The sequence below is a fragment of the Yersinia enterocolitica subsp. enterocolitica genome (assembly GCF_901472495.1).
Lineage (GTDB): Bacteria > Pseudomonadota > Gammaproteobacteria > Enterobacterales > Enterobacteriaceae > Yersinia > Yersinia enterocolitica.
In genome coordinates this window covers 1,689,181-1,710,296 of the sequence record NZ_LR590469.1, presented here as the reverse complement: position 1 = coordinate 1,710,296, position 21,116 = coordinate 1,689,181, and the positions used below count along the sequence as shown (strand labels likewise).

The window sequence follows — 21,116 nt, the reverse complement described above, 5'->3', positions numbered from 1 at the left end:
CAAACATTAAGCCAATGAGTTTTTGTTACGAAGTTTTTTTATTACAAAACTTGACGAGATCCTCAACAGATAGCGGCTTGCTGAGTAGGTATCCTTGCAGGTAGTTGACCCCATGTTGCGCTAAATACTGGAGTTGCTGTTCGGTTTCAACACCTTCTGCGACGGTTTCAATATTGAGTTTGTTCGCCAACATTAATACAGCATCTAATACCGGTGCAGCGACAGTATTAATACCGATAGTACTGACAAAACCACGATCGATTTTAATAAAGTCTAATGTAAAACGTTCTAAATAAATCAGTGCACTGTGCCCGGTACCAAAATCATCAACAGCGATTTGTATCCCTTGAGAACGCAACCAGGCAAATTGCTCAATTGCCAATTCTTCTTCAACCATGCCCCGTTCGGTAATCTCGAATACTGGTGAGAATACATCGGTATTTAATTGTTGTAACATCTGAGTGACATCTTTGCGGAAGTTATCATCAGTAAGGTGAACAGGTGAAATATTAAAGGCTAATTTAACTCCCGCTGGAACATGAGCTGCCATTAATTTGCTGTCTTTTGTGATTAATTCAAATAAATGCCGGGTAAGAGGCTGAATCAGATGTTGAGCTTCCGCATAGGGAATGAAAAGATCGGGGGAAATACGTCCTTCAATAGGATGCTGCCAACGGATAAGTGCTTCTAATCCAGAGATGGAACGGTCATTTGACCGAAATGCGGGCTGGTATTCAACAAAGAACTCGCCACGCCGAATACCACGTAAGATTTCAGCTTCTGCACTTTGGCTGGCAATTAAAATATAATAAGCCAGAATGCCGACTAAGCCTGCTAGTAACAATCCGCCCAACAAAGTCATACGGATATCATCTGCGGTCAGGCTGGTATGATAAATCAATATCTTAATTGGGTAGCCGGGGAGCTGGATCTCACGTGCATCGCGAGTTGGTAGCTGGCTGATAGGAATGACTTTAGCGTCAAAGGTGGTAACCGCCAGTTCATCAATAATGATAGCTAAGCCGTTGACCTGGTTATTCGAATAATTCAGCAATAGGTAGGGATGTAAAGTCAGTTCTAGTGTTGCCAATACGCCGGTATTTCCGCGGCCCGCTTCGCGTAACCATACACCTATTACCGGTTTGCCTGGCATCATCGGTGTCCCTTGCTGAATTTTAAAATCTAATGGTTGAGAGACATTAATTTTAGGGTATAGCTTGCTGACAGGTACATTCATTTCGCCCGTGGCCGAAGAACAATAAGCGATATCATTCCGCACCAATAAGAAAGCCCGAACACCATTCGTAAATGCGGCGCGGTAGTGCAGCGCAGAACTGGCCTGTTCACAATTTTTTGCACTCAGTGGGATAAGCTGAGACATCGACGTTGTGAGTTCACTCAGGAACTGAGACGAGTAGGAGATAATATGGTCACTTTGCAATGTTAATTTACGCTCACTACTGCGATAAAGTAATGACAGCGTAATAACAGCAAAAAGAATAAAGAAACAGAGCGCGAGGATGACACTTTTTTTAACGAGATGACGTCTGGATAAAATATTGCGGGAGAACGCACTGTTTGAACCCATGTTACGCTGCTCCTCAGCAAGATCGATAAAGTATTATGAGTATAAGTAAGTTAGCAGCACAGCGCTACCGATTTGCCAGGGAGCAATATTGACATTAATAAGCTTATCGATTTGAAATTCAATCCAATATAAAGCAAAGATGCCATGTAAATGCATCAAATATGGGTGTAAGTGAACTTGATTTCTATTGGCGTATTTTAGAAATACATATCCATAAAACAAATTTTCAGCTTAGTAACGCAATCTACTTTATTCCAGAAAGAATAATCGGTGGTTGATATGTCTTAGTGCCAGAAAACTCTTGGTTTAGCGGAGCGGATTTTACACAGAAAATTCTTGAATTACGTGTCTTGATCAAAAAAAGGACGTTTCCTACAAGGGGTGGGGAGAGGGACTACAAAAACTATATCTTGGCAATAAAAACTATTTCGGCAATAAAAAACGCTGCCGAGGCAGCGTTTCATCGTTTCGTTTGGTATCTCGGACAACAGGAATAAAAATCAGTTAGCTGCGCGAACTGCTACTTAGCACTCGTCGCCCATCACGATAACGCTTATTCCAATAATCTTCATTTAGGCTCGATATTGTCACACCGACACTGGTCGATGCATGTACAAACTTGTCGTTACCTAAATAGATACCAACGTGGCGGCCAGTCGATCCTGCTCGGAACAGTACCAAATCACCGGGGCGCAACTTAGTACGTTGGATTTTTTTGCCAAGATCCTGCTGCTCAGATGTTGAGCGTGGCAAATCCATACCAAATTGTTCACGGAAAGTCGTTTGTACAAACGCAGAACAATCAATACCACGTTTGCTGCTACCGCCTAAACGATAACGAACACCTTTCCACCCTGCATACTGTTCTAAAATCTTCGACTTGACGTCAACGTTGCGCACCATTGCTTCGAATTCATCCTGAGAGGCTTGCAGTAAAAGCCCATCTTTGTCATTAACTGCACGCATCTCAGTTTGCGTATTATGTAAGTTCGAAGTCTGTGGTGAACTACATGCGGATAACATTACCGCTGCTGCAACTGCAGGAATGACCCGCAGAATATATCTCATAATAGGTTGAGACTTGACCATTGTTGTTGTTTTCCCTTGCTGTCCTTACGACGGATGTCGCTACCAAAATGCCAAACGAATCGAGATTATTGATTGTGGTCAGATGAGACAATCACTTAACCAAATAAATGTGCAGGAACGCACAATATAAATCAGACTAAGGGTGAAATGCCGGTATCCGAGCACAAACGTTTTTGAGATTACCGTAATGATTAATAAAAGGCGAGAGCTTTTATGCCCATAATTTTACAAAATGTTAATGTTACATAATGTAATATTATATATTAAAAGCGGATAGCTGAATTTGTAGCCGTTTGGTGATAATAAATGAGTGAAAGCGTTAATTACTGATAGAGCAAAAAATAGGCTTTTTTGCTCTATCATAAAGCAGAATTCGGGTTACCGACTTTTTGAACCCGGCAGATTCCGGTTAATGACATCAATGAGTTTGTCGCTGAGCGGTGTCAGTAATATCCAACTCATCCCCACCAAAACAATTGAGAGCGATCCGACTGCAATATCAGTAAACCAATGTGCGCCAATCATTATTCGTGGCATGGAAAAGAGAACCACAATTAGCAGGGCGATAGCAAAGGCACCCCGGGAAAAATAGCGCAGCATAAAACAGGCAAAAATCATCAGCATCATACCGTGGTCGCCGGGGAAGCTATCGCTTGATGCATCTTTGGTGGGTATGCCGGTTAACTCGCTGACGCGGTTAATATTTTCAAAGGTCAGAGTCGGGCTGGGATGCGAAACAGGCAGTAAGTGACCGAGTTGGTTGAGGATAACGGCTGTTAGCAGCATAACAAATCCCGTGACGATCAACCGACGTCGGCCTGCGGTGTTCTCTTTCATATAGAAGTACAAATAAAGCAGCCCCATGCAAATCAGGGAAATAACATCAAAGGCCCGATTGTTGGTGATCGCTACCAAATGCAGAAATGGAGGGCTGGACAGCAAATGTTGGTTAAAATAGAAGAATATGGCTGAATCTATTTTAAACCAAAAACCGTGGTTTGCTGGAAGATACCAAGAGAAAAACAGGGCTATTCCAAGTAAATTGAGCAGTAGTATTGTCGGCAAATTACGACGGGTCATGCGATGGCCTTTAATCTATAAATTGTCAGTGTAACAACGGTGCAGTAAATAAATTTGGGCGTATTATACCCCTTTGTGTAGTCGAATCCTGAGTAATTCATGCTGTAATGAATTCCAGTCAGGGTCAGTTGTGCTAATGAGTTCAATCCGGCTATCAAGTGGGGGGGGCCTGGCGAGTTTCAATTTTCAAGTCATGCCCTTGGCGGTTAACCACCAGAGTACCCTCAGGAATGCGCATCACGCCTTTTATACGTGCTACCGGATTTAATCGCACCCACTCTAATAATGGCACTGTGTCAAATACGGTATCGGCATTAAATATCCAACCACAACTCAGATAACCTTGACCCTGATTAAGGGCGCGACGCCAAGGTTCGTTAGCTTTCAAGCTCAATGCGGCTAATCCTTTTTGTCGTGTTGAGCTGTGATGATGTGCGCCGTCGGGTAATTCATCATTATTACTGTGCGGTATATCCAGCAGAGCAATATCAATCTTCCCTTGTTCTGCATAATAGAGTGGGCGTGATACTGGTTGTTGTTCATGCCATTGCTTTAATACTGCATAATCCATCTCGCTATAGGCATCTTGTTTATTTGCCACGAGAACATCGGCTGCGGCCAATTGGTCACGAAAATTTTCATTCTCGGTATAGCGAGGCTCACTTAACTGGCGTGCATCCAATAGTGCCAGAGTGGCATGCAGCGAGATCCACGGTTGATAAATATCCGAGGTTAATAAAGACAGAATCTGTTTTGGATGTCCCAACCCCGTTGGTTCAATCAGTAACCGATCTAGCTTTGCTTGTTGTAGCAACATATTCAAACCGACTTGCATGGGTAATCCATTGACACAACACATGCACCCACCGGGTATTTCTTTTAATACCGCACCACTATCAGCCAATAGCGCTCCATCAATACCGATTTCGCCGAATTCATTGACCAGAACCGCCCATTTTTCATGTTCCGGTTTTTGCGACAATAAATGGCGAATGGTGGTGGTTTTGCCACATCCCAAAAAGCCGGTAATCAAGTTTGTTTTTGTCATCAGAAGTCTCCGATATTAATTTTTTTAATGCCCTATTAAGTTTAAGGCCATTGGTGCCGTAGTTATATACAGAGGATATAACACTGAGTCGGCTTATTTTGAAACGAAAAAAGCCAAAACACAGAGTATTTCCTAGGGGACTTAGGAACGGCGCCTAATGGTTATATCAAGTTAGGAAATATAATTTGTCTCATCGAGGGATTTTAGTGAGTTATTGAAAGAGTAGCGCTATAAAAAATGCTCTATCATTTCCATTGCTCAGCTTGGAATCCTCTATCATTTAAAATGACAGTTATGAGAGTCGAGGTAGTTATGAGCAAATATCGGATGCAGATTATATTAGCAATATTGTTTTCATGGACAATATCTTTTGCCGCAAGTAGCGCACAGTCTACCTTGTCGGTGAGTGGAACAATTACATTTTCCGGAGCTATTGTAGAAAGCCCATGTGATACCTCATTTTCTGATCAAACGATAACAACCCGCTGTTATCGCAATGGTGAAACACTGACTCAACGACAAACACTCTCACGTAATATGTCTCTGACTTCTCGGTTACCCAATCAGTTGGCGTCTTCAAATCTGGAATGGTTGAATCCGCAACGTAGTTTGGGAATTTTGACCGTTACTTACCTCTAATGCTACAAACTCAATTAATCATCCTATAAACACGGCTTATTACACTGATAAGCCGTGTTAGTTTTTCGGATGTTTTCTTCTTCATTGAAATTGTTTGACCGCAATGAAATTGTTTGACCACATGATATACTGATTGTTATTCAGACACCCTTTGGTCAGGCCAATTTAGCGTTTTTAATGCTAATACCTGATGCAGGAAATAAGGTTATGCGGTTATATCAGGAAGTCGGCAGTCAGCTGCGAGAAGCAATTATCAGTGGGCAATACAATTTAGGTGATCGTTTACCGCCTGAGCGTGATATTGCCGAAAACTTCAGCGTCAGCCGCAGTGTGGTGCGTGAAGCATTGATTATGCTGGAGCTGGAAAAATTAGTGGAAGTACGCAAGGGCTCCGGCGTCTATGTGGTGAATGTTCCCGATAGGCTCGTAAATGGGGAGTCTGTCGTGTCCGCCGACAGTGGTTATGGCCCATTTGAGCTGTTGCAGGCTCGCCAATTATTGGAAAGCGAAGTCGCTGCTTTTGCTGCTATGCAAGCGACTAAAGCAGACATCATCAAAATGCGCCAGGCCATCGAGCAGGAAAAAACCGCTTTAGATGCTGGTGCTGTGGATGAAAGTGCAGATGAGCTATTTCACTGCCTGCTGGCCCAATCGACGCAAAATAGTGTATTGGCAAATATGGTTGCAGAGGCATGGCAGGCGAGAAAAACCAGCGCCATGTGGCAGGGGGCGCACAGTCATACCCTTGATTTCAGTTACCGTTGGCAATGGATGGAAGATCACCAAAAAATCCTGCAAGCGGTGCTACGCCGCGATAGCAAAGCAGCCAAGCAAGCCATGTGGCAGCATTTGGAAAATGTAAAATTGAAATTGCTTGAAATCTCGGATGCTAACCATCCCGATTTTGATGGTTATTTGTTTGAGTCTGCGCCATATCAACTCGAAGAGTAATTTACCCTGCGGCTTTGAAGCTAGATGGGGGCTGCGTTCGTTACTCGGCCCGTCCATGGGCCTCGCCTCTGCGAGGCCGCTGCAAGCAGCGTTCAAATCGGTTCCTGACCGATTTGTCACCCGAATCACTTACTTGTGTAAGCTCATCGGGATTTGTTTGCTTGCCGCCTACCTGTAACTTCAATGACTTTGGGTAAACCCTGCGGCTTTGAAGCTAGAATGAGGGCTGCGCTCACTGTTCTGGTGGATTTAAGCAGCCTCATTCTTGAGGCTCCTCCTGTTAGCCCACTAAATTAACCCTGCTGAGCCAAACTTTTTACCGTTTCTTTCGCGCCAACCTGTTTCAGGCTGAGATAAGCTTCTGTTACGGCTTGAACAAATTCGGGTTGTTGTGGTAAGGATTCACCAAACAGTGATTTTAATGACAATAAACTCTGCACTCTGGCAACCCCATCTTCGCTATTCTCAACGCAGGTTTTAAAGCTATCCACCATTGGGTCACGAATATCAATAGATTGCCCGTTATCATCTACACCGCTCACATAACGCATCCAACCCGCGATACCCAATGCCAGGCAACGATATGGGCCGCCATTTTGTAAATGCCAACGCACTGAATCCAGCATCCGTTGTGGCAATTTCTGGCTGCCGTCCATAGCGATTTGCCAGGTGCGGTGTTTCAATGATGGATTGCTATAACGTTCAATCAACTGGTCAGCATAAGCATTCAGATCAATACCGGTGACGCGCAATGTTGGAGCTTGTTCTGTCATCATCAGGCGACGCGCGGTCAACCGATAATTTTCGTCTGCCATGCAGTCATTAATATGCTGATAACCGGCCAGATACCCCAGATAGGAGAGGTAAGAATGGCTACCGTTTAGCATGCGCAACTTCATTTCTTCAAATGGCAACACATCATCAACTAACTGTACCCCAGCGACTTGCCAGTCAGGACGACCTGCTACAAATTTGTCTTCAACCACCCATTGAATAAACGGTTCACAGGCAATACCGCAAGCATCGGCCACACCCAACGTATCGGCTATCTCTTGTAATGTTTCTGGGGTCGCAGCCGGAACAATGCGATCGACCATGGTATTAGGGAAAGTGACATTCTGTTCTATCCAGCTTGCCAACTCTGGGTCGCGGGCTGTTGCCAGACCCAGTACCGCGTTTTTCACCACATGGCCATTTTCTGGAATGTTATCGCATGACAGCACAGTAAACGGCGGCAGTCCGCGTAAGCGCCGTAATCGCAGCGCTTCAACCAGAATACCAGGGGCGGAAGTGGGAGCATCAGGGATAGCGAGGTCGGCGCGGACAAATTCATTTTGCAGATCCAGTTGGCCGGTACCCGGCTCAATGCAATAACCTTTCTCCGTAATGGTCAGCGACACTATCGCCACTTGTGGTTCGGCCAATTTTTCCAGCACCTGCATAACGCCGTCTAAGCGGGCATGCACCGATTCACATACCGAGCCAACGACAATGGCTTGATTGCTTTGCGCGCCTTTTTCCAATACGGAGAAGAGGTGGTCTTGTTGGCGCAAGTTTTGAATCAAGACATCAGCACCAAACAAGCTGACTTCGCAGATACCCCAGTCGCCTCCCTGTTTATTTAATACTCTGTCAGTCAATAGTGCCTGATGAGCGCGGTGAAATGCGCCAAAACCGAGGTGAACAATGCGGCTTTTCAGTGCAGTTCTATCATAAGCAGGTTGCTGTACGGTATCGGGAAGGCGGCTGTTGGCAATAGTGTTCATTCGTGGCTCCAGAATCATTCACCCCATGGATATAACAAAGGGGATTGCGATAAAAGGTGTTAGATAAAAAGTTGTTAGACCAGTTTCGTTTGGCTTCTATAGGAAAAAGCCACACCATACTGACCGTTTTCTTTTGCTTGTTGCCATACAATTACGGCTTGCAGTGTAAAGCCATATGACAGAAAATAAAATTGGTAAGTCCAATATTGATTATATTCGTGAAGTGGATCAACCAATGAGGTTTTGTTTTTTGACACGCAGCGCTTAAAGAGTAAGGATAAAGCTGAGTGATACCTCTTGGAAATCGGTATAACAACATTGTCTGTATAAAAACATGGTCGGTATAAAAACATGGTCTGTATAAAAGCATTCGTGGGATAACCGCATTAGTCGGTATAACAAAATTGTATGCACCTGAACAGTTTACGTAGAAGGTAAAAATAAATGGAACAAACATGGCGTTGGTATGGCCCAAATGATCCGGTGTCGTTAGATGATGTCCGTCAGGCTGGTGCGACCGGAGTAGTGACTGCATTACACCATATCCCGAATGGTCAAGTCTGGCCGGTGAGTGAAATCAAACAGCGTCAGGCTGAAATTGCGGCTAAAGGGTTGGTATGGTCGGTGGTGGAAAGTGTACCGATTCATGAGGAAATAAAAACTCATAGCGGTAATTACGATCAACATATTGAAAACTATCAACAAACCCTGCGTAACCTTGCCGAATGCGGCATTGATATCGTGTGCTATAACTTCATGCCGATATTGGACTGGACACGTACCGATCTGGAATATCAATTGCCGGATGGTTCCAAGGCACTGCGCTTTGACCAGATAGCCTTTGCTGCTTTCGAGCTGCATATCCTGAAACGCCCCGGTGCGGAGAAGGATTACACCGCTGAAGAGCAAGCACAGGCGAAAGCTTACTTTGACGCGATGACCGAGGCTGATATTGCCAAGTTGACAGGCAATATCATTGCGGGTCTACCCGGCGCTGAAGAGGGTTATACGCTGGATCAATTCCGTGCGCGTTTAGCCGAGTATGATGGCATCGATAAAGCGCAACTACGTGAAAATATGGCATATTTCCTGCGTGCGATTATACCGGTTGCTGAACAGGTTGGCCTGCGTATGGCGGTACATCCGGATGATCCACCGCGCCCAATTCTTGGCCTGCCGCGTATTGTTTCCACGATTGAAGATATGCAGTGGCTAAAAGAGACCGTTGACAGCATCCATAATGGTTTCACTATGTGTACCGGCTCTTATGGTGTCCGTGCAGATAATGACTTGGTGAAGATGATCGAGACTTTTGGCGATCGTATTCACTTCACTCATTTGCGTTCGACTTGCCGCGAAGGGAACCCAAAAACCTTCCATGAAGGTGGTCACTTGCAAGGTGATGTCGACATGTACTCTGTGGTTAAAGCGATTTTAACTGAAGAGCAACGTCGTCAGGCTGCCGGAGATATGCGCCCGATTCCGATGCGACCAGACCACGGCCACCAAATGCTGGATGATTTACATAAGAAAACCAATCCGGGCTATTCCGCGATTGGTCGGTTGAAAGGGTTAGCAGAAGTTCGCGGTGTGGAGTTAGCGCTCAAACGCACCTTCTTCCCAGAGCTAAAGTAACCCGTCATATTTCAATATATTAAGGGCCGAAAATCGGCCCTTAATTATTGTATATCCAAACTATACTCAATAGATTTCAAGATGTAGGAAGGCGGCCAGCAAGCAAATCCCGATGAGCTTACTCAAGTAAGTGATTCGGGTGAGCGAGAGCAGCCAACACACCTACAACTTGAAAGATGAAGAGTATTAGTCTGCACGCCCCATATAGCGGCGCTCTGCAATATGAATACGGATTTTCTCGCCAGGGCTGATATATTCTGGTACCTGAATAGATAAACCGGTGCTCATTACTGCCGGTTTGTTACGGGCACTGGCTGACGCACCTTTAATGCTCGGCGCGGTTTCAACAATTTCCATATCAACAGTCTGTGGCAATTCTAACGCCAGCAATTGACCGTCCATGGTCAGAACTTGCATCCCCGGCATCCCACCTTCAGGAATAAACAACAGTTCTTCTTCAATCTGCTCTTTTTTGAAGTTGTATGGGGTGAAATCTTCGTCATCCATAAAGACGTATTCGTCGCCATCGATATAAGAGAAATTCACACTGCGGCGCGTCAAAGTGATGGTATCGAGGATCTCATCACCTTTAAAACGCTCTTCAACTTTTAAACCGGTACGCACATCAGAAAAACGCATTTTATATAAAGTGCTGGCACCACGGGCACTTGGGCTTTGCACGTCGATATCTTTCACCAGCAGTAATTTGCCGTTGAGGTTGACCGCCATACCGCGTTTTATTTCGTTAGCTCTTGCCATTTATTAACCGCCAATCAGGATTGAAGATAAGTTGCGACAAGTTACTCGTGCCGCGTGATTCAGGCAAGGAGATAGCGCAAAAAAGAGTAAGATTTTCGTGACAAAATCGGCCTTATGCATACACCGGTAACAGACCCATTAATGCTGCAATATGAGCCACAGCATTGATCAAGCCAAACAGGATAATAAAGCCAATCATAAAGCGCCCACCCGGTGCGCGATAACTCGCTTGTGGGAAGCGTTTACGACTAGCGCGTGCCATTAATGCTGGAACAATAACTGCCCAAATGGTGGCGGCTAAACCAGCAAAGCCAATGGCGTAGAGAAAGCCATTTGGGAACAGCAGCGCCCCGACAGTGGGTGGAACAAAAGTGATGAGTGCTGATTTGGTACGCCCACCGCGGTCATCGGTGAATTTAAAGAAATCAGCAATAAAGTCGAACAAACCAAGGGATACCCCAAGGAATGAGCTGGCCAATGCCATATAAGAGAAGGCATTTAGCAGTTGGCTGGTGGCTTGACTGGCAGAGACAGTATCCATCTGTTTCAGCAGGCTACCAATGTTACCGCCATCAGCAATAACTTGTTTGAATGCATCCCGGGCAATATTGCCCTGAATGGCATATTGCCACAGGATATAAATGACCAACGCTATCAACGTACCGTATAGCAAGCTGCGCACCACCGCTTTACCATCTTTATGGTAGTACTTCACCAACCCCGGCACATTACCGTGGTAGCCAAAGGAGGTCAGTAAGTAGGGTAGTGCGGCTAATGCATAGGGTAAATAACTGGCATTGCTATCAGTCTGATTGAACAAAACCGCGCTTTCCACATGGCTAAACATATCACCGACAGACATGACGAATGTAATTACCATTCCGCCGATCAATATGGTGCTTAAGCGGTCGACCGCGCGGGTGGATAACCAGACAATAAATGCCACCAAAACGGCAAAGATAAAGCCAGCACTGGTTTGGCCAATACCTGCAATGTTTTCCAACGTATGAGTAATAATTGACCCACCGGCTGAAATATAGGCGTAAGTCAGAATATAGAGCACAAAAGTGATAGATACGCCATTAATGGAGCTCCATACCTTACCCAGCAGATCTTGCACCATGGTGTGGAAACTGGCCCCACTTGGGTAGTTCAGATTGGCTTCCAGAATCATCAAGCCGGAAATCAGCATGCACGCCCACGTATAAATCAGCAGCATCACTGAGCCGCTGAACCATACCCCCGCCGTCACGATAGGAATTGAGAACATCCCCGCGCCCACAGCAGTACCGGCGACTATCATTGCGCCGCCGAGGACGGAGGGGCGTGATATAGGTTGGGATACTTCCATCGACATTTAATTCGACTCCATGACTTAGAGAATAAAATAAGGTGGCTAATAGCTCTTCTGTACTAGCTCAATGATACGCGGTGGCGATGAAACTGTAAACAGATGAATATGCTTATGCGGCTAGTTTGGTCAGTGGTTAGTCTTGGTTCGGTGTTTGGTTGTAATTGAATATCGCCCGAACAAGCATTTTTCAGGTTAAAAAGTAAACTGAAAGTGATCGGGTGAGGTGGTGAAGCTGTGTGCTGGATCGGCTATTGAGCGGTTGAGCAAGGATAGTGCTGGTAGTTAACGAGGGGGGTTGCTATTGTCCGCTGTTATTCCACCAGCCTACAGGAGCCTGCTGATGGACTGTCGCTCAGATTGCGGTGCCTGCTGTATTGCTCCTTCAATTTCCAGCCCGATCCCCGGTATGCCATTTGGCAAGCCCGCCAATACCCGTTGCCTGCATTTGGATGACAATATGCGCTGCGGTATTTTCCATTTGCCATCTCGCCCAGCAGTATGCGCCAGCCTGCAAGCATTGCCGGAAATGTGTTTTGATACGCGCGAAAAGGCACTGGTGTATTTGATTAAACTGGAAGCGGATACTGCGCCTTAATCGATCACTGGCTCGGCGAGAAAGCACGGTGAGCCAAGGGTTTACCGCACCTAGGGGCGCTCCGACGGCTTACGCCGTTACGACCCCAACGGCACGATTCCCCTTGGTTCAATTTGTCAGCAATATGAGGGCGATAATAATATTGACCTCAGTTATTCAACCTAAAGACTAAGCCCCAGCCGGAACTGCGTGAGCGGTATTTTTCAGCACTGGCCCGGTGTATTTTTCAATTTCAAGCTGTGCCATCTGCCCACAGTTACCTTGCGCTAAACTGGACGAGCCGATATCGAAAGTCAGGCAATTAATATTACCGTTCTTACAAATTGAACCCGGTACAGACGGCTCGGCGGGATCAAACCATGCCCCTTCGCTTATCCGTACCACGCCTGGCCGCACATCTTCCGTTACCACGGCACCGACCAAAATCTGCCCGCGATCATTAAATGCCCGCACTAAATCGCCGTTCACAATCTGACGTGCGCTAGCATCTTGTGGGCTTATCAGAATGGCTTCGCGATCCGCTACCGCGTACTTTTCGCGCAGTGGTGTGTTATCCAATTGCGAATGCAGGCGGTTGATTGGGTGCGCCGTGTTCAGCGACAGCGGATATTTTTTCGCTTCGGCTCCGCGATACCATTCATGAGGTGGCATCCAGGTTGGGATCCCCTGACAATCGGCATACTCCATTTTGGCGATGGTATCGGAATAGATTTCAATTTTACCCGATGGCGTGCCAAGTGGGTTGAGTAATGGATTCTCACGATAATCGGCAAAACGCACCCACTGCTTGTTGGCCTCGGGAATTGGGAAGCGAATATAGTTATTTGACTCCCAGAACATATCGAAAGGCGGTAGGGCGACACGTGCTGTACGGGCTTGTGACTTCATATCGTCATACATTGATTTCAGCCACTGAGTTTCATCTTTACCCTCGGTAAAGGCATCAATGACCCCCAGCCGAGTGGCCATAGCAGCGAAAATATCAAAATCACTGCGGGCTTCATGCTGTGGCGGGACGCACTGATGCATCGGGAAAACATAAAGCTGCGAATAGTCGCCGCCCATTTCCAAATCGTTGCGTTCATAACTGGTGGTGGCCGGTAACACGATATCGGCATGTTTAGCGGTGGCAGTCCAGTAGGGTTCGTTAACCACGATGGTTTCAGGATGTTGCCAGGCTTTCACCAGATTATTGGTATCCTGATGCTGATGGAAGGTATTCCCGCCAGCCACATAGACCATTTTGACATCGGGGTAGGTCACTTTGGTGCCATTGAAATCAATGGTTTTGCCCGGATTCGCCAGACACTCGGCAATGCGCGCTACCGGAATCGGTGATGGCGAGTTCTTCGGTGCATTCCCGGCAGAAATCCCCGGTAAAATACCGCCTTTCGCCGTTGGGCTACCACCGGAAGAGTAGTGGTAGCTGAAACCAAAGCCGCCACCCGGCAAACCAATTTGGCCGAGCATCGAGGCAACCGTCACCAGCAGCCAGTGCTGTTGCTCACCGTGGTGTTGGCGCTGAATCCCCCAACCGCCCATGATCATGGTGCGCTGCTTCGCCATATCGCGTGCCAGTTGGCGTATTACGTCAGCATCGACACCACTGATATCTGCCGCCCATTCTGCTGTCTTCGGCTGGCCGTCGGTTTCCCCTAACAGATAAGCCTGGAATTTATCGAAACCAATGGTATAGGTTTTGATAAAGTCGGGATTGTGTAGCTTTTCAGTGAGTAAGGTGTGGGCAATGCCAATGAGCATCGCGCTGTCGGTATAAGGGCGCGGGGCAATCCATTGGGCATTAGTGAATTTGGCGCTGTCGTTATGAACCGGGTCAATGCTAATGACTTTGGTGCCTTTCTTCTTCAGCGCTTCAAAGCCAGTTTGGCCAACGTGATCCGGAACGTTCCAACTATTTTTCAGCGTGATCATTGGGTTACACCCCCATAGGATCACCAGCTCGCTATTATCCACTACGTTAGGCCAGGCAGTTTGTTGTTCGTAAACCTCCATTGACCCCATGACATGAGTCATGATCACCTGTGCGGCACCGGTGGAATAGTCACCGGCATAACCGAGGAACCCACCACTCAGGTTCATTAAACGTTGCAGCAAAGTGCGGCTGTTGTGCAGCATACCGACACTTTTCCAGCCATAAGAACCGGCATACAGCGCTTGTGGGCCGTGGTCTTTTTGTACCCGTACTATTTCGTTGCACACCAGTTCTGTAGCTTTGTCCCAACTGACGCGCACCCATTCATCGCGGCCACGTAGTTCGGTATGGCTGCCGGGGCCACCTTCCAACCAGCTTTTGCGCACCATCGGATATTTGATGCGGTTCTCCGCATGCACTTGATAAGGAGCCATAGTGATCAGGTCATTTGGCCACGGATCATCTTTGACCGGCTGCACGCCGACCATACGTCCATTTTCGACGATAGCCTCAAAGGCTCCCCAATGCGCGCCGGTCAGAATACCTTTCTGTGCCTGACGTAGTGCCAGAAACTGCGGTAATGCCTGGCTGATAGCTTGCGCCAACGCTGATTTTGGCCACAGGCCACCTATCAGAGGCAATGCGGCCAGCGCACTGGTGCCCAATAAGAAGCGACGGCGGCTCATTTGCAAGGGTTGTTGTTCGTATTTAGTCATTTTCGCCTCTTATTTACAGCTTGGCCGGCATATCACTGGCATGCTTTTGTACATATTGTGTCATCACGCGTAACTGTTCCTGAGTCAGGGAGGTACGTGGTGCCATGCCTTTGATTACCCCAATCCATTGGTTCGCATTGAAGCGGTCGAGCGCGGTTAAACCGTGGCAGCCAGTGCAGTTAGCCGACATCATATCAGCGGCATAGCGCCAGATTTTCTGTTGATCATCAACCAGTTGTTTCTTCGGTAACCACACCTGAAGCGCAACCTGATGCCAGACCAAATTTGTTTCCGGGTCAGTTTGGGTATTTAATGTTTTCAGCGCTTTTTGTGCATCTTCGCCCAGTAACACACTCAAAATGCGTTTCCCTTGAGCGGCATAGAACACTTCTGCCACGCCTTCTTGCTGCCAGCCTTTCACATCCACCAATACCTGATCACCTTGCTGTTTCACCACTTCAACTTCAGTCGATGGCATCAGGTTACCGGCGTTATGGCTGTCACCGGCGTTCATAAAGAACGGCTCAGTGGCGATGGTATACAGGGTGGTGGCGGTTGCTGGGGTTTGTGCTGCTGCGGTGGCCAATTCGGCGGCACCGGCCTGAGTCACTTCACTCATGTCAGGCAGGATATGGGCCACACCTTTATGGCAATCAATACAGGTTTCACCCTTTTTGATGGCGACAGGGTGCTGAATCCGTGCTTCAGCACTTTGCCCAGTGATATCCATGGCATCAAAGCTGTGGCACGAGCGGCAGGTTGCTGAGTCGTTTTCTTTCAGCGTTTTCCACACCGATTGGGCCATCGCGAGTTTATGGGCTTCATATTTCTCTGGTGTATTAATGGTACCAACCATTTCACCGTAGATATCTTTTACCGCGCGGATTTTGGTCCACAGATAATCCAGCGGCTCATGAGGCACGTGGCAGTCAGCACATTCAGCGCGGATACCTTTGGTGTTTTGGAAGTGGACGCTACCTTGATATTCAGCCAGTGGCTGCTGCATGGTATGGCAGGAGACGCAGAACGCGGTATCACTGGTTTTATGGAAGACAGTGGCAGTTCCTGCGAGGAGCGCGGCACCGATAATAATGCCGATCAGCAGAATCCATAACCATCCCCACCGGCGTCTTTTCACGAAGCCAGTTTGTTTTTTGCTCATAATTGCACCCACATAAGATATATAATAATTATTGTTAAAACAGACGAATCAAATGCACGACTGGATAAAATGCCAGATAATCTGCCAACAGAGCCTTATCTATCAGCGATAAGCCTTTCCCATAAAATAAGTGGGTCTATTGTAGGGAGGTTTTCTGTTGATGACTAACTCTATAAGGTTATTTAGCAATATTAGTTCAAATTGCTGAATATAAATGTGATGAATGGATGAATTTTTGTGAGATAGCACATATAACCAGCTGATTTTACTGGTTATATATTTTGTTATACAGCGCTATTTTTTAGTCGTAGGGGAAGTAAAACTGCTGATTCAACCATAAATCGATAGCATGACGGCTGGCTTCAAAATGGGGTTCGGGTAATGCGTGCGGACTACACCACAACCATTGCTGACATTTATCCGGTTCTTTCAGCTCAGGTTGTCCGCCGGGGTGTTGTGCCAGCAAACAAACCGAAACTGTATGTTTACCTTCTTCACGCCAGGTCGCCAGGTTATTGCACAAACCAATAACTTTCATCTCATTGATATTTAAACCTGTTTCTTCAAATATCTCCCGCTGCGCTGCTTGTTCAAAAGATTCGCCAGCCTCCATATGACCACCGGGAATGGACCAGTAAGGCGCATGCTGACTGCTGCGTTTGCCCAACAGTACCTCACCTTGTTGATTGATAATAATAACGCCAACACCGACAACAACTGACATTGTTTAGCTCCTTTGATATGAGTATCAGCAACTGTCAGCAACTGTCAGCAAATGGGGCTATTTTATTGCTGACAGAAACCCGTTAAAGACGAAAATGTGCGGAGTGTCAAAAATCCATCAAGAATAAAAGCAGAAAACTTGCATATATTCTGTGTCGGAAACACACTCCTTGAAACGTTTCAGCGTTATCTCGTCACCAGATGATAAAGGGTAACGCTCCTTTTTCTCACTAAAGCTGAAACGATTCAATTCAGCAAGAGAGGAGATATAATGTTCCAGTTATCGACGCAAGATATCCATCTGGCTGCCCAAGCAGACAGCAAAAACGAAGCTATCACTCAAGTGGCCGCGGCTCTCACTCAAGCTGGCAATGTTGCTGCCGGCTATCTTGATGGGATGCTAGCCCGCGAGCAGCAAACCTCGACCTATTTGGGTAATGGTATTGCTATCCCACATGGTACCACTGATACCCGCGACCTGGTGCTGAACACCGGCGTTCAGGTTTTCCAATTCCCGCAGGGTATTGCCTGGGGCGAAGATCAAACCGCCTATATTGTTATCGGCATTGCAGCACGCTCCGATGAACATCTGGCATTATTGCGCCAACTGACGCACGTATTAAGTGACGATGCGGTTGCCGCGCAGTTGGCAAAAACGACCTCAGCTGAAGAATTACGCAGCTTGCTGATGGGTGAGAGAAAAACCGCTGAATTCCATTTTGACACTTCACTCATCGCCCTTGATGTTGCGGCTGACAACTTGATCACGCTGCAAGCACTGAATGCGGGCCGTTTACAGCAAATCGGGGCTGTTGATGCGCACTTTGTTAGTGATGTGATTACTCGTGAACCGCTGAATCTGGGGCAGGGGATCTGGCTGAGTGACAGCACCGAAGGTAATTTGGCCAGTGCTGCGACAGTCAGCCGCCCGGCAAGCGCTTTTGAACATAACGGGGAGAAAGTTGCCCTATTGCTGACACTGTCAGTGGTTGATGATCAGCCATTTTCGGTGCTGAACTATCTCAGCGACTTGCTATTGGCGAAGAAAGCTGACCTATTGCTGAACGCCGATGCTGCCGCACTGCTGGCTTTGCTGACCAGTGAATATATTGAACAAAATGAAGTACTAAGCGCTGAGTTTGTTGTTCGTAACGAACATGGGTTACATGCGCGCCCAGGGACGATTTTAGTCAATACAATCAAACAGTTTACCAGTGAAATCACCGTAACCAATCTGGACGGCACCGGTAAACCCGCTAATGGACGTAGTCTAATGAAAGTTGTGGCTCTAGGGGTTAAAAAAGGGAATCGTCTGCGCTTTACCGCCAGCGGTGAAGATGCACAAGCCGCGCTGGATGCCATTGGTGCAGCTATCGCCGCCGGTCTGGGCGAGGGGGCAGCATGAGCAGAAGAGTCGCCACCATCACATTGAACCCGGCTTATGATCTGGTGGGCTTTTGCCCGGAAATCGAACGCGGTGAAGTGAATCTGGTAAAAACTGCCGGTCTGCATGCGGCGGGTAAAGGTATTAATGTTGCCAAGGTACTGAAAGACTTAGGTATTGATGTCACAGTTGGCGGTTTCCTCGGCAAAGATAACCAAGATGGCTTCCAGCTTTTATTTAGCGAATTGGGTATCGCCAACCGTTTTCAGGTAGTGCCGGGGCGTACTCGCATTAACGTTAAACTGACCGAAAAAGATGGCGAAGTGACTGACTTTAACTTCTCCGGCTTTGAAGTCACCAAACCGGATTGGGATCGTTTTGTAACTGACTCATTGAGCTGGTTGGGGCAGTTCGACATGGTAGCGGTCAGCGGTAGCTTGCCTGCGGGGGTGAATCCCGATGACTTTACCGACTGGATGAAGCGCCTGCGCTCTCAGTGCCCGTGCATAATTTTCGACAGCAGCCGCGAAGCCTTGGTTGCGGGTCTGAAAGCTTCACCGTGGTTGGTGAAACCTAATCGTCGTGAACTGGAAATTTGGGCTGGTCGCCCGTTACCTGAACTGGGTGACGTGGTGGAAGCCGCACATGCACTGCGCGATCAGGGAATTGCCCACGTGGTGATTTCTCTCGGGGCTGAAGGTGCGTTGTGGGTTAATGCCTCTGGTGCCTGGTTGGCAAAACCCCCGGCTTGCGAGGTGGTCAGCACTGTCGGTGCCGGTGACTCGATGGTGGGTGGACTGATTTATGGATTGTTAATGCGCGAATCCAGTGAGCATACCTTGCGCCTGGCAACCGCCGTCGCGGCTTTGGCTGTCAGCCAGAGCAATGTGGGTATTACGGATCGCCCACAACTGGCAGCCATGATGGCGAAAGTGGACCTGAAACCCTTTAATTGATCTCCGGAGGCGAAATGAAAACGCTACTAATAATAGACAGTTCGCTCGGGCAGGCCAGAGGCCACCTTGCGTCACTGATGTTGGGTGCTGCGGCGGCAAAAGCAGGACTGAGCTGGGTTGAGAAGGCGGCAGATGCAGAACTGGTGATTGTGGCCGGGCAAGCAATCCCGGCTGACAGTGCGCTGAACGGCAAAAACCTGTATCTCGGTGATGTGGAAAAAGCGGTGCGTGATCCTGAAGGCTTTCTGGCCCAGGCAATTGCGCAGGCCAAACCTTATCAGGCTGCCGTTGCAGCCGCGCCAGTCGCCGCATCAACGACCGGCCCGAAACGTATTGTGGCGATTACTGCCTGTCCAACAGGTGTAGCTCATACCTTTATGGCGGCTGAAGCCATTGAAAGTGAAGCGAAAAAACGTGGTTGGTGGGTAAAAGTTGAAACGCGCGGTTCCGTTGGTGCGGGCAATGCTATTACGCCGGAAGAAGTGGCTGCGGCCGATTTGGTGATTGTGGCGGCTGACATTGAAGTGGATTTGGATAAGTTTGCGGGCAAACCTATGTACCGCACCACCACTGGCTTGGCGCTGAAGAAGACCGCGCAGGAGCTGGACAAAGCACTGGTGGAAGCGGAAGTTTATCAACCAAAAACCGGCAGCAGCACTGGGGTTAAGAAAGCAGAAACCGGCGGCCCGTATCGCCATCTGCTGACCGGTGTCTCTTACATGTTGCCAATGGTGGTGGCCGGTGGTCTGTGTATCGCGCTCTCGTTTGTGTTCGGTATTAAAGCCTTTGAAGTGAAAGGCACACTGGCTGCGGCTTTGATGCAAATTGGTGGCGGTTCGGCCTTCGCCCTGATGGTACCGGTATTAGCCGGTTTCATTGCTTTCTCCATCGCTGACCGCCCGGGCCTGACGCCGGGTTTGATTGGCGGTATGTTGGCGGTGAGCACTGGTGCCGGCTTCCTTGGCGGTATCATTGCCGGTTTCCTGGCCGGTTATGTCGCCAAAGCGATCAGCACCAAATTACATTTACCGCAAAGTATGGAAGCGCTTAAACCGATATTGATCATCCCGCTGGTCGCCAGCTTGATTGTCGGTTTGGTGATGATTTATGTGGTCGGCACGCCGGTGGCTAAAATCATGACTGGCCTGACTAACTGGCTGCAATCTATGGGTACAGCGAACGCGGTACTGCTGGGTGCCATCCTCGGTGCCATGATGTGTACCGACATGGGTGGGCCGGTGAACAAAGCGGCTTACGCCTTTGGGGTGGCACTGTTGAGTTCTTCAGTTTATGCGCCGATGGCGGCCATTATGGCGGCGGGGATGGTTCCACCGCTGGCGATGGGGCTGGCAACACTGCTGGCGCGGCATAAGTTCGACAAAGGTGAGCAGGAGGGGGGCAAAGCCGCGTTGGTATTGGGCTTGTGCTTTATCTCTGAAGGGGCGATTCCGTTTGCGGCCCGTGACCCAATGCGCGTCTTGCCGTGCTGTATTGCGGGTGGCGCATTAACTGGTGCTCTGTCAATGGCCTTCGGCGCGCAACTGATGGCACCACACGGCGGTTTGTTCGTGCTGTTGATCCCAGGGGCCATTCATCCAGTGCTGTTATATTTGGTGGCGATTATTGCCGGTACCGTCTTAGCCGGTGGCCTGTACGCGATGCTAAAACGCCCTGATGCGGTCGTGGCAAAAGTGGCATAAGCATTATTAGATATACAGATAAAGATTATTAATCAGTG

General features: G+C 47.9%; 16 protein-coding genes and 1 pseudogene. 7 read left to right on the top strand and 10 right to left on the bottom strand.

The features are described 5' to 3' along the window. Nucleotides 1–25: 25 nt before the first annotated feature. The 4 genes and pseudogenes from FGL26_RS08135 to FGL26_RS08115 all read right to left on the bottom strand — a co-directional run bounded on the left by FGL26_RS08135 (nt 26) and on the right by FGL26_RS08115 (nt 4,805). A complete protein-coding gene (locus tag FGL26_RS08135) occupies nt 26–1,588 on the bottom strand; it encodes a cyclic di-GMP phosphodiesterase (protein ID WP_032912764.1) in 1,563 nt (520 codons plus the stop codon). 504 nt (nt 1,589–2,092) lie between these two features. After that, on the bottom strand, nt 2,093–2,677 hold the full coding sequence (gene mepS / locus FGL26_RS08125) for a bifunctional murein DD-endopeptidase/murein LD-carboxypeptidase (protein WP_005171426.1): 585 nt from the start codon (nt 2,675–2,677) through the stop codon (nt 2,093–2,095). A 378-nt stretch (nt 2,678–3,055) separates the two neighbouring features. Next, nucleotides 3,056–3,757, bottom strand: coding sequence for a phosphatase PAP2 family protein (locus FGL26_RS08120; protein ID WP_005171423.1), 702 nt, complete (start codon nt 3,755–3,757; stop codon nt 3,056–3,058). Between the two features lie 63 nt (nt 3,758–3,820). Further along, nucleotides 3,821–4,805, bottom strand: a pseudogene (locus FGL26_RS08115) (CobW family GTP-binding protein). Between the two features lie 327 nt (nt 4,806–5,132). On the opposite strand from FGL26_RS08115, the gene FGL26_RS08110 reads away from it, so the two are divergent. Next, nucleotides 5,133–5,444, top strand: a complete 312-nt coding sequence (locus FGL26_RS08110; protein ID WP_223300568.1) for a YmdA family protein — start codon at nt 5,133–5,135, stop codon at nt 5,442–5,444. A 207-nt stretch (nt 5,445–5,651) separates the two neighbouring features. Beyond that, nucleotides 5,652–6,395 carry a GntR family transcriptional regulator gene (locus FGL26_RS08105; RefSeq protein WP_005161827.1) on the top strand — a complete coding sequence of 248 codons (744 nt, stop codon included), beginning with the start codon at nt 5,652–5,654 and terminating at the stop codon, nt 6,393–6,395. Between the two features lie 293 nt (nt 6,396–6,688). Here FGL26_RS08105 and FGL26_RS08100 read toward each other — a convergent pair whose 3' ends face one another. Next, the gene (locus tag FGL26_RS08100; protein ID WP_005171412.1) at nt 6,689–8,161 is read right to left on the bottom strand and encodes a mannitol dehydrogenase family protein; all 1,473 of its coding nucleotides are present in this window, start codon (nt 8,159–8,161) and stop codon (nt 6,689–6,691) included. Nucleotides 8,162–8,605: 444 nt separating this feature from the next. Between FGL26_RS08100 and uxuA the strand changes: the two genes are divergently transcribed. After that, on the top strand, nt 8,606–9,796 hold the full coding sequence (gene uxuA, locus FGL26_RS08090) for a mannonate dehydratase (protein ID WP_005171409.1): 1,191 nt from the start codon (nt 8,606–8,608) through the stop codon (nt 9,794–9,796). Between the two features lie 186 nt (nt 9,797–9,982). Here the strand turns inward: uxuA and yeiP are convergent, their stop codons facing one another. Both yeiP and mtr read right to left on the bottom strand, forming a co-directional pair. After that, nucleotides 9,983–10,555, bottom strand: coding sequence for an elongation factor P-like protein YeiP (yeiP, locus tag FGL26_RS08085; RefSeq protein WP_004389501.1), 573 nt, complete (start codon nt 10,553–10,555; stop codon nt 9,983–9,985). Between the two features lie 112 nt (nt 10,556–10,667). Further along, on the bottom strand, nt 10,668–11,912 hold the full coding sequence (gene mtr, locus FGL26_RS08080; protein ID WP_005171405.1) for a tryptophan permease: 1,245 nt from the start codon (nt 11,910–11,912) through the stop codon (nt 10,668–10,670). Nucleotides 11,913–12,249: 337 nt separating this feature from the next. Between mtr and FGL26_RS08075 the strand changes: the two genes are divergently transcribed. Next, nucleotides 12,250–12,504, top strand: coding sequence for a YkgJ family cysteine cluster protein (locus FGL26_RS08075; RefSeq protein ID WP_005171402.1), 255 nt, complete (start codon nt 12,250–12,252; stop codon nt 12,502–12,504). Nucleotides 12,505–12,672: 168 nt separating this feature from the next. Here the strand turns inward: FGL26_RS08075 and torA are convergent, their stop codons facing one another. The 3 genes from torA to FGL26_RS08060 all read right to left on the bottom strand — a co-directional run bounded on the left by torA (nt 12,673) and on the right by FGL26_RS08060 (nt 17,039). Further along, the gene (gene torA, locus FGL26_RS08070; RefSeq protein WP_005161808.1) at nt 12,673–15,153 is read right to left on the bottom strand and encodes a trimethylamine-N-oxide reductase TorA; all 2,481 of its coding nucleotides are present in this window, start codon (nt 15,151–15,153) and stop codon (nt 12,673–12,675) included. A gap of 13 nt (nt 15,154–15,166) precedes the next feature. After that, a complete protein-coding gene (locus tag FGL26_RS08065) occupies nt 15,167–16,315 on the bottom strand; it encodes a NapC/NirT family cytochrome c (protein WP_005171399.1) in 1,149 nt (382 codons plus the stop codon). A gap of 301 nt (nt 16,316–16,616) precedes the next feature. Continuing rightward, nucleotides 16,617–17,039 carry a nucleotide triphosphate diphosphatase NUDT15 gene (locus FGL26_RS08060; protein WP_005171397.1) on the bottom strand — a complete coding sequence of 141 codons (423 nt, stop codon included), beginning with the start codon at nt 17,037–17,039 and terminating at the stop codon, nt 16,617–16,619. 270 nt (nt 17,040–17,309) lie between these two features. On the opposite strand from FGL26_RS08060, the gene fruB reads away from it, so the two are divergent. From fruB to fruA, 3 genes are read left to right on the top strand one after another with little or no spacing between them, the layout of a single operon-like run. Then, the gene (fruB, locus tag FGL26_RS08055; protein ID WP_005171391.1) at nt 17,310–18,443 is read left to right on the top strand and encodes a fused PTS fructose transporter subunit IIA/HPr protein; all 1,134 of its coding nucleotides are present in this window, start codon (nt 17,310–17,312) and stop codon (nt 18,441–18,443) included. After that, nucleotides 18,440–19,378: a 1-phosphofructokinase gene (fruK, locus tag FGL26_RS08050; RefSeq protein WP_005171387.1), complete on the top strand. Its 939-nt coding sequence runs from the start codon at nt 18,440–18,442 to the stop codon at nt 19,376–19,378. Before fruB ends, fruK begins: the two co-directional genes overlap by 4 nt. A gap of 14 nt (nt 19,379–19,392) precedes the next feature. After that, entirely contained in the window at nt 19,393–21,078 is a 1,686-nt protein-coding gene (gene fruA / locus FGL26_RS08045; protein ID WP_005171384.1) for a PTS fructose transporter subunit IIBC, read from the top strand. Nucleotides 21,079–21,116: the final 38 nt, after the last annotated feature.